Origin of the sequence: Streptomyces radiopugnans, from assembly GCF_900110735.1 — a bacterium.
In the GTDB taxonomy this organism is placed as follows: Bacteria; Actinomycetota; Actinomycetes; order Streptomycetales; family Streptomycetaceae; genus Streptomyces; species Streptomyces radiopugnans.
In genome coordinates, this window is the sequence record NZ_FOET01000001.1 from 594,501 (window position 1) to 608,539 (window position 14,039).

Here is a 14,039-nt window from a genome sequence, read left to right on the forward strand (position 1 = left end):
CCGCATCCTCGCAGGACGGAGCCGTGGCGTGAATCACCCGGACCGGCCCGGTCCGGAACTTCTACCGGCCGGTAATCTTGCGAGCCGGATCCGCCCCGCTCCCGGAGCCGGCCGGGTCCGGGGCGCGGGCCGAGCGCGCCCGGGGCATCCTTGAAACTTGTTCCAGATTATCCCCGGCGGTTACGCTCCGGCGGAAAATCGCCGCGAGGACCTTCGAGAAGGGGGCCGTGAGTGACGGCAGAGGCCACCTGGGGCGCCGCGCCCGGACCCCTGGCGGGCGAGGCCGCCGACGGCGGCCGGCCGCTGCGGATCGCGCTGCTCACCTACAAGGGGAACCCGTTCTGCGGCGGCCAGGGCGTCTACGTGCGCCACCTGTCGCGCGAGCTGGCCCGGCTCGGCCACCGCGTCGAGGTGATCGGCGCCCAGCCCTACCCCGTACTGGACCAGGAGGACGGCCTGCCGGGGGAGGTCTCCCTCACCCGCCTGCCCAGTCTCGACCTCTACCGGCAGCCCGACCCCTTCCGCACCCCGAAGCGCGAGGAGTACCGCGACTGGGTCGACGCGCTGGAGGTCGCCACCATGTGGACCGGGGGCTTCCCCGAGCCGCTGACCTTCTCGCTGCGCGCCCGCCGCCACCTGGCCGCCCGCCGCGGCGAGTTCGACGTCGTGCACGACAACCAGACCCTCGGCTACGGCCTGCTCGGCCTGGAGCGGCTCGGCTTCCCCCTGGTCACCACCGTCCACCACCCCATCACCGTCGACCGCCGCCTGGACCTGGCCGCCGCCGAGGGCTGGAGACGCCGGGCCTCGGTACGCCGCTGGTACGGCTTCACCCGCATGCAGAAGCGCGTCGCCCGGCGGCTGCCCACCGTGCTGACCGTCTCCGGGTCCTCCCGCCGGGAGATCACCGAGGACCTCGGAGTGCGCCCCGAGCGCATTCACGTCGTTCCCATCGGCGCCGACACCCGGCTGTTCTCGCCCGACCCCGCCGTCCCCGAAATCCCCGGCCGCATCGTCACCACCTCCAGCGCCGACGTCCCCCTCAAGGGGCTGGTCCACCTCGTCGAGGCCCTGGCCAAGGTCCGCACCGAGCACCCGGAGGCGCATCTGGTCGTCGTCGGCAAGCGCCCGGAGAAGGGGCCGGTGGCCGAGGCGATGGAGCGCTACGGGCTCGGCGGCGCGGTGGAGTTCGTCAAGGGCATCAGCGACCGGGAGCTGGCCAACCTGGTGCGCGGCGCCCAGATCGCCTGCGTGCCCTCCCTCTACGAGGGCTTCTCCCTGCCGGCGGCCGAGGCCATGGCCACCGGCACCCCCCTGGTCGCCACCACCGGCGGCGCCATCCCCGAGGTCGCCGGCCCCGACGGCCGGACCTGCCTGGCGGTGGAGCCGGCCGACGCCGGCGCGCTCGCCGCGGCGCTGGGCAGACTGCTCGGCGACGCGGAACTGCGGGCGCGCCTGGGCGCGGCCGGACGGGAGAGGGTGCTGCGCCGCTTCACCTGGGAACAGGCCGCCCGCGGCACGGTGGAGCACTACCGGGCCGCCGTCGAGGCCCGCGGACCCGCCGCGACCGCCCTCCACTAGCCGCCGCCCGCCGCCTCCGGCCCGCCACCCCGGCACACCGCACCGCACCACCCGCACCACCCGCACCGAGGAAGGCAGACACCAGTGCTGACCGTGGACTTCTCCCGCTTCCCGCTCGCCCCCGGGGACCGGGTCCTGGACCTGGGGTGCGGCGCCGGACGCCACGCCTTCGAGTGCTACCGGCGCGGCGCCCGCGTCGTCGCGCTGGACCGCAACGCCGAGGAGATCCGCGAGGTCGCCAAGTGGTTCGCCGCCATGAAGGAGGCCGGCGAGGCCCCGGTGGGCGCCGAGGCCACCGCGATGGAGGGCGACGCCCTGGCCCTGCCCTTCCCCGACGACAGCTTCGACGCGGTGATCATCTCCGAGGTGATGGAGCACATCCCCGACGACAAGGGAGTCCTGGCCGAGATGGTCCGGGTGCTGCGCCCCGGCGGCCGGATCGCGGTGACCGTGCCGCGCTACGGACCGGAGAAGGTCTGCTGGGCGCTGTCCGACGCGTACCACGAGGTCGAGGGCGGCCACATCCGCATCTACCGCGCCGGTGAACTGCTGGCGAAGATGCGCGGAGCGGGCCTGAGGCCGTACGGCACCCACCACGCGCACGCCCTGCACTCCCCGTACTGGTGGCTCAAGTGCGCCTTCGGGGTGAACCGGGACGGCGACGACGCCGCGCTGCCGGTACGCGCGTACCACAAGCTGCTGGTCTGGGACATCATGAAGAAGCCGCTGGCCACCCGCCTCGCCGAGGAACTGCTCAACCCGGTGATGGGCAAGAGCTTCGTGGCCTACGCCACCAAGCCGCACCTGCCCGCCGGCGCCGTCTCCGGTCAGGGGACGGCGTGACGAGCCCGGGTCGCACCGAACGGCTGGTCCTGCCCGGCGTCCTGACCGCCGAACAGGCCGAGCGGACCGTCGCGGGCATCGTCGCCCTCCAGCGCGAGGACGGCGCGATCCCGTGGTTCCGCGGCCACCACCTCGACCCCTGGGACCACGTCGAGGCCGCCATGGCGCTGGACGCGGCCGGGGAGCACGCGCGGGCCGAGGCCGCCTACCTCTGGCTGGCCGAGCACCAGAACGAGGACGGCTCCTGGTACGCCGCCTACGCCGACGGGGACGCGGCCCGCCCCACCGACCTGGGCAAGGAGACCAACTTCTGCGCCTACGTCGCCGTCGGGGTGTGGCACCACTACCTGGCCACCGGCGACGACACCTTCGCGGACCGCATGTGGCCGGTGGTCCACGCGGCCGTGGAGTTCGTCCTGGAACTCCAGCAGCCCGGCGGGCAGATCGGCTGGAAGCGGGAGGCCGACGGCACCCCCGTCACCGACGCCCTGCTGACCGGCTGCTCCTCCATCCACCAGGCGCTGCGCTGCGCGCTGGCCCTGGCGGAGCACCGCGAGGAACCGCAACCGGACTGGGAACTGGCGCTGGGCTGGCTGGGCCACGCGGTGCGCCACCACCCCGAGCGCTTCCTGGACAAGGACCGCTACTCGATGGACTGGTACTACCCCGTCCTGGGCGGCGCGGTGACCGGAGCCGCGGCCAAGGAGCGCATCGAGTCCGGCTGGGACCGCTTCGTCGTCCCCGGCCTGGGCGTGCGCTGCGTTCTGCCCAACCCCTGGGTGACCGGTGGCGAGAGCGCCGAACTCGCCCTGGCCCTGTGGGTGATGGGGGAGTCCGACCGGGCGCTGGAGATCCTGCGCTGGATGCAGCACCTGCGTGCCGAGGGCGGCCTGTACTGGACCGGCTACGTCTTCGAGGACGAGGCCTTCTGGCCGGAGGAGCTGACCTCCTGGACCGCCGGCTCGCTGCTGCTGGCCGTGGCCGCGCTCGGCGGCGACGAGGCCACGGTGGCGGTCTTCGGCGGCGAGGGGCTGCCGGCCGGGCTCGAGCCGGACTGCTGCTGAGACGGAGCCTGAGCCCGGGCCGGCCCGGTGGCCTGATCCGGGCCGGCCCAGGACACCGCCGCCGCACGCGGCAGGCCCCGTCCGGTATTACCGGACGGGGCCTGCCGCGTGTCTGCTCGCGCGTCGCCGCGCGACCGCGCGGGGGATCAGCCGCGCTGGATGCCCGAGGTGTCCTGCAGGACGCCGCGGCGGCCGTCCTGCGTCTGCGCCACCAGCGCCTGGCCGCGCTGCTCCACCGCCAGGTACCAGGTGCCCGGAGCCAGTTCGGCGACCGGCGCGGGGGAGCCGTCCTCGCCGTACAGCGGCCGGGCGACCGGCACGGCGAACCAGAACGGCTGGAAGTTCGGGTCGGCCGGAGCGCCACCGCCCACCGGGGCCGCCTGCTGCTGCGCGGGCTGGCCCCCGCCGTACGGCTGGTGCGGCTGTCCCTGCATCGGCTGTCCCTGCATCGGCTGGCCGGGCTGGCCCGGCTGCGGGCCGCCCGGGTAGCCGTAACCGCCCTGCGGCTGTCCCTGCATCGGCTGGCCGGGCTGGCCCGGCTGGGCGCCGGGGTAGCCGTAGCCGCCGGCCTGCGGACCCGGGCCGTAGGGGTTCGGGGCCTGCGGGGAGGGGGCCGGCAGCAGCGGGGCCCTGAGCGCGCCCACGGTGTTGCCCAGGACGGCGAAGGCCGCCATGAGCAGGCCGCCGATGAGGGTCAGCCAGGCGCCCGCTCCCAGGTCGATGCCCCGGTTGAGGTCCTGGTCCTCCGGGTCCGGCGCGATGGTGGCGAACACCGACCACAGTGCCGCCCAGCCGACGAAGACCGCCAGCGCGGTGCCCCACTGGTCGAGGCCGAGCCCCGCCACCTTGCGGTCGCCGGGCAGCACCCGCCCGGCGACGAGCAGGGCGGCCGCGACCAGCGCAGCGAGCGTCACGGTCGGCAGCAGCGGGAAGAGTGCGGGCTCCCAGCTGCTGACCGTGCAGTTCTCGGTGCAGTCGTCGGCCTTGAAGAAGGCGAGGAACGAGGCGATGAACAGCAGCACCGCTGCTCCGACAACCGCGCCATCGCTTCGGGTGAGCGAGCGGATGTTCACGTAATATCCTTAATCGGTTTCGTCATGGTCTGGTCAGACGGGGGCGGGCCCTATCGTACGGAAGGACGCTCCGCGGAGTCCGGCGGGTTCTCCCGCCCGGCCCCGGCCCGTCCCACCGGCTCACCCATCGGTTCGCACGCTGCCGCGCTCGCCGAGCAGGAAGGCCCTGACGCCTTCGGCGATGCCGCGGGCCGCACGCTGCCGCCACTCCGGGTCGGCCAGCCGCCGGGCCTCCCGCGGATCGCGCATGTTGCCGCACTCCAGGAAGACCTTCGGCACCCGGGAGAGGTTCAGCCCGCCCAGGTCGTCGCGGACGACCAGGCCGGTCTCGGCCACGGAGCCCCCCAGGTAGTCGGCGGGCCCGGACCCCGTGGCCTCGGCGAAGGCGCCGACAAGGTGCTCGCCCAGCCGGCGCGAGGGGCCGGTGATCCGCCGGGTGTCGGCGGAGCCCTCGGTCACCCGCGCCGGGAGGATGACGTGGAAACCCCGGTCGCCCTCGCCCGATCCGTCGGCGTGCACCGAGACCACCGCGTCGGCCCCCGCCTCGTTCCCGGCCCGGGCGCGCTCGTCCACGCACGGCCCGTACGGGCGGTCGCCGTCATGGGTGAACTCCACCTCCGCGCCCAGCCCTTCGAGGAGGGTGCGGGCGCGGCGGGCGACGTCGAGGGTGAAGGACGCCTCCGCGTAGCCGGAGTCGGTGGCCGTGCCGGTGGTGTCGCACTCCTTGCGGTGCGTGCCGGCGTCGACCCGGCGCGCGATCTCGCGGGTGTGCTCGCGGTTGTCCGGGTTGTGCCCGGGATCGAGCACCACCACGGTGCCCTCCAGGGGTCCTCCCTCCCCGTCCGGCTCCTCGGGGGAGGGGCCGGGCGAGGGCGTCCCGGACGCCCTGGACGCCTCGGGGGCACCGGACGCGCCGCCCGCGTCCGCGTCCCGCGCCGACTGCCACGCCAGCCGGCCCGCCAGGCAGACGGGCAGCACGATCGCGAGAGCCACGAGGAAGGTGGACAGCCGCCGGCCGAGGGACATGATCGGATCGTAGCGCCGCGCCTTACAGACCCGGGCCCGTACGCCGCAGAACGCGCAGCGAGCGGACCGCGCGCTCCTCGGCGAAGGCGCCGGACTCCAGCGCGCGGCGGTAGATCCGGTACGGCGCCTGGCCGCCGTCGGCCGGGTCCGGGAAGACGTCGTGGACGACGAGCAGCCCGCCCTCGGCCAGGTGCGGGACCCAGCCCTCGTAGTCGGCCGTCGCGTGCTCGTCGGTGTGCCCGCCGTCGACGAAGACCAGGCCGAGCCGCCCGCCCCACACCGACGCCGCCCGCGGCGAGCGGCCGACGAGCGCGACGACGTACTCCTCCAGCCCGGCGGCGTGCAGGGTGCGGCGGAAGAAGGGGAGGGTGTCCATCAGCCCCACCCCGGGATCCACCAGGGAGGGGTCGTGGTACTCCCAGCCCGGCTGCTGCTCCTCGCTGCCCCGGTGGTGGTCGAGGGTCAGGACGGTCACGTCGCCGTCCGCGCGGCGGGCGGCGTCGGCCAGCAGGATGGTGGAGCGGCCGCAGTACGTGCCGATCTCCAGCAGCGGCAGCCCCAGCCGTGCCGCGTCGCGGGCGGCGGCGTACAGCGCCAGCCCCTCGTCGGCGGGCATGAAACCCTTCGCAGCCTCGAAGGCGGCGACGACCTCGGGTGCGGGTCGCGCTGCGGAGTCCATCGGTTCGCTCTCCCTGTCCTGCCCTGTCCTGCCCTGTCCTGCCCGGTCCGGCCGGTTCCGGCCTGCCCGGCCCCTGTGCCGCCGCCCCATGCTGCCCTACGCGCCGCCGGCCCGATGAGGTGGGTCGGGAGCCGCCCGGTGGTCAGGGCAGGCGCAGGACGGGGGCGTCCCCGGACGCCGGATCGCCGTCCCCGGCCGGAGGGGTGGCGGTGGGGCCGGGGAGGAGGCCGCCGATCCGGTCGGGGACGTCGAGGCGGTCCGGCGCGGACGTCTCGGGCTCCGGCTCGGCCGTCTCCCTCTTCCGGGGCGGCTTCGACGGCTCCGCCTCGGGTGTGGGAGCGGGCGCGGACGACGGGCGCGCGCCGCCCTCTCCGCCGGCGCGCTCCGGCTCGCCGGAAGCCGTGCGCGACGGCTTCGGGCGCGCGCTCTCCGGCGCGGCCTGCCCGGCGGGGCTGTCGGGGATGGCGAAGTGGCCGCCGCGGAAGTACGCGAACCACGCCAGGACGGTGCGCAGATACGCCTCGGAGCGGTTGTAGCCGAGGATCGCGCGGTTCAGGTCGGCCGGGTCCGACAGGTTCCTGCCGCCCGCGCACAGGTAGCGCCCGGCGGCGAGGGCGGCGTCGTGGATGTTGTTCGGGTCCTCGCGCCCGTCGCCGTTGCCGTCCGCGCCCCAGGCGGCCCAGGTGGACGGGATGAACTGCATCGGCCCGACCGCGCGGTCGTAGACGGTGTCGCCGTCGTACGCGCCGCCGTCGGTGTCCGTGATGCGCGCGAAGCCCGCGCCGTCGAGCCGGGGGCCGAGGATGGGCGGGGCCGCCGTGCCGTCCGCCGTCACCCGCCCGCCGCGTGCGTGCCCGGACTCCACCTGCCCGATGGCGGCCAGGAGCTGCCAGGACAGCCGGCACCGCGGATGGCTGAGGGCGAGCGCCGCGTCCGCCCTCCGGTACGCCTCCAGGGCCGTGACCGGAATGCCCCCGCGCCGGGCGGCCGGGAGGAGCGGGGAGGGGGCGGGGGAGCCGGTCCCGGCCGAGGGGCCGGGGGTCCGCAGCGGCGGCAGTTCGGTGAGGTAGGGCCCGTCGCCGGAGACGGAAGCCTTCGGAGCCGCGGCCCGTCCGGCCGCGGGTGAGGGGTGGGCCGCCGGCACGGGGGGCTGCGAGGCGGTCAGCGCCGCCACGGCCGCCGCCGTGACCGCCGTCCCCCTGACGCTCCTGCGTATGCGTCCGTTCCGTCTCCTCGCCATGGGCCGGTTTCCTCCGCTCGCTCGTCCGCGCCGTCCGCGGCCTGGCCGCCGCGCGGGCGGCGGCCTCTCCTCATCTGCTCTACGGCGGGGGAGGGGAGGTCCGTCGCGGCGGGTGGAAGCGGGGGAGACGGAGGCGGGGGGCGGACGGGAGGGCCCCGGGTGCCGCGGTCTTCCGCGGCACCCGGGGCCCACGAGGACGTGCCGGAGCGGGGCGGGATCAGTCCTCCCGCTGCTCCTCCCGGGCGGGGCGGCGGTGGCGTCCCCGCACGGGCACCCTGGCCTCCTCGCCGACGGCGGCCGGACCGCGGTGCCGGCCGTGGTGCTCGCCGATCCCGGCGCTCGTCTCGCTGCTCGTCTCGGTCTGGGTCTGGGACATCGCGGAAATACTCCGTGGAGTCGAGGTGTGGACTTGAGGTCGTTTCCTCCGTACCCGACCAGATCGTAGTAGTTCTACGATCTTCGCTCCGCCTCGGTCCGGGCCAGTGGCGCCTGCTGGAGCGGCACCGGTGTGAAGGCCGCAGCCCGTACCGCGAGCGGACCGCCGCCCTCCGCCGGACCGCCCTCCGCCGGACCGTCCCCCTCCGCGGAGCGCTCCGCGCGCTGCCGGGGCAGCGGCCCGGACTCCGGGGGCGGCGGCGTGATCCGGGCCAGCCCGCACTGCGTCCGGCCCGTCCGGCCGACGGCGTACGGCAGCCGCAACTCGCCGTCCGCCGTCCACAGGCCCGTCCCCCGCACCCACCCCACCGGGGCGGGCAGATGCCGCAGCCTCCGCTGGGAGGGGCGCCACACCGCCACCCACGTCCCGTTCGGCCCGTCCGCGCGCAGCGCCACCGCGCAGCCCTCGGGGGTGAGGGCCTGGCCGGGCTGGACGGCGAACGGGGTCAGCGCGACGCCGGGCGGGCGCAGGGCGTCGGGGAAGCGCACCGGCCGGTGGCTGCCGAGCACGCCCCAGCCCAGCCGCACCTCGCCCGGCGCGTCGGAGCGCAGGAGCAGCAGACCGCTGTCCGGGTCGGCCAGCAGCAGCCGGTCGTCGCTGTCGTCGGTGAGCTCCAGCAGCGGGAAGACCTCGCCGCCGCGCCCCAGGTCGACGGCGACGGTCTTGGTGCGGCCGGCGGCGTCGGTGCGGTCCAGGGCCAGCAGCCGCCCCTCGCGGTCCAGCCAGACGCCGCCCGAGCAGCGGCCGGGCACCTCGGCGACCGGTTCCGGGCCGCGGCCGCCCCCGTGCACCAGCCACACCGTCGAGCCGTGCTCGCCGGGTGCGAGCGCGTGGACCGCCGAACCGCACGAACCGTGCGAGCCGTCCGGGGCGGGCGGCAGCAGCCGCAGCCGCTCGCAGCCCACCGAACCCAGCGGGAGCTCGCCGGTGCCCGGGCCGGTGGGGTAGAGCAGCGCGAGGTGGTACCCGCCGTCCGCCTCGCGGCAGATCAGCACCCGCCCGTCGGGCAGCGGCAGCACCTCGGTCCCCGGTCCCTCCGGGCGGGGCCCCGGCAGCGGGACCGCGTACGGCTCCGGGCCGTCCAGCGTCCAGCGCTCCGGGATCCGGCCGCGCCCGTCCCCGGCCGGCGCGAGCCGGGCCGCGTAGGAGCCGTCCGCGGCGATCGTGAGGCCGGGGTGCGCCTCCCTTCCGCCCTCGCTCCGGGCAGCCTCGACGACACTGATCGTCATCAGCCCATCACCTCCGGTGAGGACGGTAGTTTTCGCGCCCCCCGCCGGACGGTCCGAGCCGGACGCCTTCACACGTACGGGGGACGGCGGGCCGTTTCGCGGGGAGGGGAGGCGTCCGGTGTGCTCCGCCCGGCCCCGCATACCGGGCCGCACGGCAGGTAACCTCTCACCCGTGCCTGCACTCTCCGATGTCATCGCCGCGCTCGACGAACTGTGGCCCCCCGAGCGGGCCGAGCAGTGGGACGCCGTCGGAACGGTCTGCGGAGACCCCGGTGCCGAGGTGAGCGCGGTGCTGGTCGCCGTCGACCCGGTGCGGGAGACCGCCGAGGAGGCGGTGGAGCTCGGCGCCGAACTGCTGCTGACCCACCACCCCCTCTACCTGCGCGGCACCACCACGGTCTTCGCCGGCGCCTCCAAGGGCCGGGTCGTACACGACCTGATCCGGGTCGGCACCGCCCTCCACGTGGCGCACACCAACGCCGACCGCGCCGACCCCGGCGTCTCCGACGCCCTCGCCGAGGCCCTCGGCCTGCGGATCACCGGCCCGCTGGTGCCCGACCCCACCGACCCGGCCGGACGGCGGGGCCTGGGCCGGATCTGCGAACTGGACGCCCCCGAGCCGCTGGCCCGCTTCGCCGAGCGGGTGGCCGCACGGCTGCCCGCCACCGCGCAGGGCGTCCGGGCCGCGGGCGACCCCGGCCGGCCGATCCGCACCGTCGCGGTCTGCGGCGGCTCCGGCGACAGCCTCTTCGACCAGGTGCGGGCCGCCGGCGTCGACGCCTACGTCACCGCCGACCTGCGCCACCACCCGGCCTCCGAGGCCGTGCAGCACGGCGGCCCCCACGCGGGGCCGGCGCTGGTGGACGCCGCGCACTGGGCCACCGAGTGGCCCTGGTGCACACAGGCCGCCGCCCAGCTCGACGCCGTGTCGCAGCGGCACGGCTGGGGACTGCGCGTCCACGTCTCCCGCACGGTCACCGACCCCTGGACCGTCCACGCGGCGTCCGCCCCCGCCGAGGGTGCCGCCCCCACCACCACCATCACAGGAGCCCCCAACTGAACGCCGAGCCCGCCGACCAGATCCGCCTCCTCGACGTCCAGGCCCTCGACCTCCGGCTCACCCAGCTCGCCCACCGGCGCAGGAACCTGCCGGAGCACGCCGAGATCGAGGGACTGAACGCCGACCTCTCCCAGGTGCGCGACCTGCTGGTCGCCGCCCGGACGGAGGAGAGCGACACCGCCCGCGAGCAGACCAAGGCGGAGCAGGACGTCGACCAGGTGCGCAAGCGCGCCGCCCGCGACCAGCAGCGCCTGGACTCCGGCGCGGTCACCTCGCCGAAGGACCTGGAGAACCTCCAGCGCGAGATCGCCTCCCTCTCGCGGCGCCAGAGCGACCTGGAGGACGTCGTACTGGAGATCATGGAGCGCCGCGAGTCCGCCCAGGAGCGCGCGGCCGAGCTCGCCCGGCGGACCGACTCCGTCCAGGCCCGGATCGACGACGCGGTCGGGCGGCGCGACGCGGCGCTGGCGGAGATCGACGCCGAGACCGCCGCGGTCACCAAGGAGCGCCAGGTCGTGGCCGCCTCGGTCCCGGCCGACCTGATCAAGCTCTACGACAAGCTGCGCGAGCAGCAGGGCGGCGTCGGCGCGGCCCGCCTCTACCAGCGGCGCTGCGAGGGCTGCCGCCTGGAGCTGAACATCACCGAGCTGAACGAGATCCGCCAGGCCCCGGCCGACGCGGTGGTGCGCTGCGAGAACTGCCGCCGGATCCTGGTGCGCACCCCCGAGTCGGGACTGTGATGCCGGGCCCCCAGGACTCGCCGGGCCCCCAGGACTCGTCGGACTCGCCGGACTCCCCGGATGCCCCGGGGTCCCGCAGGACCTTCGTCGTGGAGGCCGACGGCGGCTCCCGCGGCAACCCGGGCCCGGCCGGCTACGGCGCGGTCGTCCGCGACGCCGGGACCGGGCAGACGCTGTCGGAGGCGGCCGAGTACATCGGCACCGCCACCAACAACGTCGCCGAGTACCGGGGCCTGATCGCCGGGCTGCGCGCGGCCCACGCGCTCGACCCGCAGGCCCTGGTGAGGGTCCGGATGGACTCCAAACTGGTGGTCGAGCAGATGTCGGGCCGCTGGAAGATCAAGCACCCCGGCATGCGCCCGCTGGCGCTGGAGGCCGCCTCGGTCTTCCCGCCGGACTCGGTCACCTACCAGTGGATCCCGCGCGAGGAGAACAAGCACGCCGACCGGCTGGCCAACGAGGCCATGGACGCAGGCCGCCGCGGCGAGGCGTGGCGGCCCTCCGCCTCCACCGCCGAACTCGGCGCCGGCACCCACGCCGAAACCCTCCCCGGCCTCACCGGGGCCTCCGGGTCCCCGGCCACCCCCGAGAGCTCCGCCGAGGCGCGGGCGGCGGCGCGGACCGCCGTACGCCAGGCCGTACGGGAGACCCACCGGACGGCGGCCGCCGCCGAGCGGGGCGCCGGGACGGACGACCCGACTGCCCTGACCGCGGCCGACGAACTGCCCGTGGAGCACGCGGCTCCCGCCGCGCCCGCCGGGCGCGGGGAGCCGAGTACCCCGCAGGTGGGCTGGGGCGCCGACATGGGCACCCCCACCACCCTCGTCCTGCTGCGCCACGGCGAGACCCCGCTCACCCCCCTCAAGCGCTTCTCCGGCAGCGGCGGCACCGACCCGGAACTGTCGGCGACCGGGCTGCGCCAGGCCGAGGCGGCCGCCTCGGCCCTCGCGGCGCGCGGCACCGTCCAGCACGTGGTCAGCTCGCCGCTGGTGCGCTGCCGCCAGACCGCGCGGGCGGTCGCCGACCGGCTGGGGCTGGGGGTCGAGGTCGAACACGACCTGCGCGAGGCCGACTTCGGAGCCTGGGAGGGGCTGACCTTCGCCGAGGTGCGCGAGCGCCACCCGGACGACCTGGACGCCTGGCTGGCCTCGCCCGAGGCCGCGCCCACCGGCGGCGAGTCCTTCGCGCGCGTCATCCGCCGCGTCGAGGCCGCCCGCGACCGGATCCTGGCCCGCCACGCCGGCCGCACGGTGCTGCTGGTCACCCATGTCACGCCGGTCAAGGTGCTGGCGTGCACGGCCCTGGGCGCACCGCCCGAGGCGCTGTTCCGCATGGAGCTGTCGGCGGCCTCGCTGTCGGCGGTGGCGTACTACGCGGACGGCAACGCCTCGCTGCGGCTGCTCAACGACACGGGCCACCTGCGCTGACGTCCCCGCCCCCCGTGCCGCCGCCCGTCCCGGTCCCCGTTCCGCTCCCCGTACGGCCTTCCGCGCCGCCGCCCGTGTCCGCGACCGTCTCCGCGACCGCGGCGGCGCCCAGCCGGGCGGCCTCGCGGGCCAGGTGCTCGACCCGGTCCCAGTCCCGCGTCCGCACCGCGTCCGGCGGCAGCATCCAACTGCCGCCCACACAGGGCACGTTGGGCAGCGCCAGATAGTCCGCCGCCGAATCCGGCCCGATGCCGCCCGTCGGGCAGAACCGGGCCCCGGGCAGCGGTGAGGCCAGCGCCCTCAGATACGCCGGGCCGCCCGCCGCACGGGCCGGGAAGAACTTCATCTCCGCCACCCCGCGCTCCAGCAGCGCCATGACCTCCGAGGCGGTCGAGACCCCCGGCAGCAGCGGCACGCCCGTGTCCCGCGCCGCCGCCAGCAGCCGGTCCGTCCAGCCGGGGCTGACCAGGAAGCGGGCGCCGGCGGCCCGCGCCGCCACCGCCTGCTCCGGGGTGAGCACCGTGCCCGCGCCGACCACGGCCCGCGGCACCTCCGCCGCGACCCGGCGCACCGCCTCCACCGCGCCCTCCGTCCGCAGTGTGATCTCGACCGCGCGCAGCCCGCCCGCCACCAGCGCCCGCACCAGCGGGACGGCCTCGGCGGGACGGGTCTCGCCGAGGACGACGACCGGCAGCACCGGGCCGAGAGCGAGTACGGACGGTACGGGGTCGGCTGTCATGGCGGCCATCCTGCACACCCCGCTCACGTACCGCAACGCCCGTTGCGCAGCATGCAACGAACCGGAGTCCGGTCAGAGTTCGGTGACCACCACGTCCAGCCGCCACGGCGCCCCGCCCTTCGCCGGAGGCTCCGCCTCCACCGTGTATCCCAGGCCGCGCAGCGCCTCCGCCAGCTCCGCCGGGCCGCCCGGCTCGACGCCCTCCCGCAGCAGCGCGCGGACCATCCGCCCCTTGGTGGCCTTGTTGAAGTGGCTGACCACCGACCGCTTCTCCACACCGCCGACGATCCTGGACTGAAGCACCCGCACCGTCGCCGTCCGCCCGGCGAGATCGCCCTTCGGCCTCCACATCGCCCCGTACGCCGCCGACCGCAGGTCCAGCACCAGCCCCTCGCCCGCAGTCTCGGGCAGCACCGACCCCAGCGGCTCCCGCCAGTACCGGCCCAGCGATCCCAGCGCCGGCAGCCGCACCCCGCCCGAGCAGCGGTAGGGCGGAATCGGGTCGCCGATCCGCACCGCACCCCACAGCCCCGAGAACACCAGCAGCCACCGCCCGGCCCGCTCCCGCGCCGCCGCGTCCAGCGTGCCCAGGTCCAGAGCGTCGTAGAGCACACCGGTGTAGACCTCGCCCGCAGGGCGCGTCGGGGCCCCGTACAGCCCCGCGTTCCTCGCCACCTCGCCGCGCAGGCCCTCGCTCAGCCCGAGCACCTCGCGCGCCTTGTCCTCGTCGGCCGCGCACAGCTCCACCAGCTCCGCCAGCACCGCCTCCCGCGCGGCCGTCAGCCCCGGCAGCGACAGCGCTCCCAGATCGAGCGCGGGACCGGACGCCCCGGCGGCCTTCCCCTCGGACGGCGGCAACAGTACGAGCACGGCGGTTCTCCTCACAGATGGCACATGCGCCG

Annotated in this window: 14 protein-coding genes; 6 read left to right on the forward strand and 8 right to left on the reverse strand. The window is 76.1% G+C overall.

The features are described from left to right. The first annotated feature begins 231 nt into the window (after window positions 1-231). The 3 genes from BMY40_RS02565 (at window position 232) to BMY40_RS02575 (ending at window position 3,488) form a co-directional block, all read left to right on the forward strand. Complete coding sequence (locus tag BMY40_RS02565) at window positions 232-1,581, forward strand: glycosyltransferase family 4 protein (RefSeq protein ID WP_093654850.1); 1,350 nt, start codon at window positions 232-234, stop codon at window positions 1,579-1,581. A gap of 84 nt (window positions 1,582-1,665) precedes the next feature. After that, window positions 1,666-2,424 carry a class I SAM-dependent methyltransferase gene (locus BMY40_RS02570; RefSeq protein ID WP_093654852.1) on the forward strand — a complete coding sequence of 253 codons (759 nt, stop codon included), beginning with the start codon at window positions 1,666-1,668 and terminating at the stop codon, window positions 2,422-2,424. Further along, window positions 2,421-3,488 (forward strand): prenyltransferase/squalene oxidase repeat-containing protein, encoded by a 1,068-nt coding sequence (locus tag BMY40_RS02575; RefSeq protein WP_093654854.1) that lies wholly within the window; start codon window positions 2,421-2,423, stop codon window positions 3,486-3,488. Before BMY40_RS02570 ends, BMY40_RS02575 begins: the two co-directional genes overlap by 4 nt. A 146-nt stretch (window positions 3,489-3,634) precedes the next feature. Here the strand turns inward: BMY40_RS02575 and BMY40_RS02580 are convergent, their stop codons facing one another. From BMY40_RS02580 to BMY40_RS02600, 6 genes are all read right to left on the reverse strand, one after another. Beyond that, window positions 3,635-4,561 carry a DUF5336 domain-containing protein gene (locus BMY40_RS02580; protein WP_093654856.1) on the reverse strand — a complete coding sequence of 309 codons (927 nt, stop codon included), beginning with the start codon at window positions 4,559-4,561 and terminating at the stop codon, window positions 3,635-3,637. Window positions 4,562-4,681: 120 nt separating this feature from the next. Further along, complete coding sequence (locus BMY40_RS02585; protein ID WP_093654858.1) at window positions 4,682-5,587, reverse strand: N-acetylmuramoyl-L-alanine amidase; 906 nt, start codon at window positions 5,585-5,587, stop codon at window positions 4,682-4,684. A 22-nt stretch (window positions 5,588-5,609) separates the two neighbouring features. Then, window positions 5,610-6,266 carry a class I SAM-dependent methyltransferase gene (locus BMY40_RS02590; protein ID WP_093654860.1) on the reverse strand — a complete coding sequence of 219 codons (657 nt, stop codon included), beginning with the start codon at window positions 6,264-6,266 and terminating at the stop codon, window positions 5,610-5,612. Window positions 6,267-6,408: 142 nt separating this feature from the next. Next, complete coding sequence (locus BMY40_RS02595; RefSeq protein ID WP_093654862.1) at window positions 6,409-7,506, reverse strand: lytic transglycosylase domain-containing protein; 1,098 nt, start codon at window positions 7,504-7,506, stop codon at window positions 6,409-6,411. A 217-nt stretch (window positions 7,507-7,723) separates the two neighbouring features. Continuing rightward, entirely contained in the window at window positions 7,724-7,882 is a 159-nt protein-coding gene (locus BMY40_RS27855; RefSeq protein WP_177213838.1) for a hypothetical protein, read from the reverse strand. A 74-nt stretch (window positions 7,883-7,956) separates the two neighbouring features. After that, a complete protein-coding gene (locus BMY40_RS02600; protein WP_245769793.1) occupies window positions 7,957-9,171 on the reverse strand; it encodes a hypothetical protein in 1,215 nt (404 codons plus the stop codon). A 172-nt stretch (window positions 9,172-9,343) separates the two neighbouring features. On the opposite strand from BMY40_RS02600, the gene BMY40_RS02605 reads away from it, so the two are divergent. The 3 genes from BMY40_RS02605 (at window position 9,344) to BMY40_RS02615 (ending at window position 12,398) form a co-directional block, all read left to right on the forward strand. Next, window positions 9,344-10,231, forward strand: coding sequence for a Nif3-like dinuclear metal center hexameric protein (locus tag BMY40_RS02605; protein WP_093654864.1), 888 nt, complete (start codon window positions 9,344-9,346; stop codon window positions 10,229-10,231). Next, a complete protein-coding gene (locus BMY40_RS02610) occupies window positions 10,228-10,971 on the forward strand; it encodes a zinc ribbon domain-containing protein (RefSeq protein WP_218158225.1) in 744 nt (247 codons plus the stop codon). Before BMY40_RS02605 ends, BMY40_RS02610 begins: the two co-directional genes overlap by 4 nt. 89 nt (window positions 10,972-11,060) lie before the next feature. Continuing rightward, the gene (locus BMY40_RS02615) at window positions 11,061-12,398 is read left to right on the forward strand and encodes a bifunctional RNase H/acid phosphatase (protein ID WP_245769794.1); all 1,338 of its coding nucleotides are present in this window, start codon (window positions 11,061-11,063) and stop codon (window positions 12,396-12,398) included. Here the strand turns inward: BMY40_RS02615 and eda are convergent. Both eda and yaaA read right to left on the reverse strand, forming a co-directional pair. Further along, window positions 12,373-13,137, reverse strand: a complete 765-nt coding sequence (gene eda / locus BMY40_RS02620) for a bifunctional 4-hydroxy-2-oxoglutarate aldolase/2-dehydro-3-deoxy-phosphogluconate aldolase (RefSeq protein WP_093654868.1) — start codon at window positions 13,135-13,137, stop codon at window positions 12,373-12,375. The two genes, BMY40_RS02615 and eda, sit on opposite strands and share 26 nt — an antisense overlap. Window positions 13,138-13,209: 72 nt before the next feature. Then, window positions 13,210-14,007: a peroxide stress protein YaaA gene (gene yaaA, locus BMY40_RS02625; RefSeq protein ID WP_093654870.1), complete on the reverse strand. Its 798-nt coding sequence runs from the start codon at window positions 14,005-14,007 to the stop codon at window positions 13,210-13,212. Window positions 14,008-14,039 lie beyond the last annotated feature (32 nt).

Coding starts and splice junctions, on each gene's coding strand:
- BMY40_RS02595 (WP_093654862.1), bottom strand. CDS start 7,506: ATGGCGAGGAGACGGAACGGACGCATACGCAGGAGCGTCAGGGGGACG.
- BMY40_RS02600 (WP_245769793.1), bottom strand. CDS start 9,171: ATGACGATCAGTGTCGTCGAGGCTGCCCGGAGCGAGGGCGGAAGGGAG.
- BMY40_RS27855 (WP_177213838.1), bottom strand. CDS start 7,882: ATGTCCCAGACCCAGACCGAGACGAGCAGCGAGACGAGCGCCGGGATC.
- eda (WP_093654868.1), bottom strand. CDS start 13,137: ATGACAGCCGACCCCGTACCGTCCGTACTCGCTCTCGGCCCGGTGCTG.
- BMY40_RS02590 (WP_093654860.1), bottom strand. CDS start 6,266: ATGGACTCCGCAGCGCGACCCGCACCCGAGGTCGTCGCCGCCTTCGAG.
- BMY40_RS02585 (WP_093654858.1), bottom strand. CDS start 5,587: ATGTCCCTCGGCCGGCGGCTGTCCACCTTCCTCGTGGCTCTCGCGATC.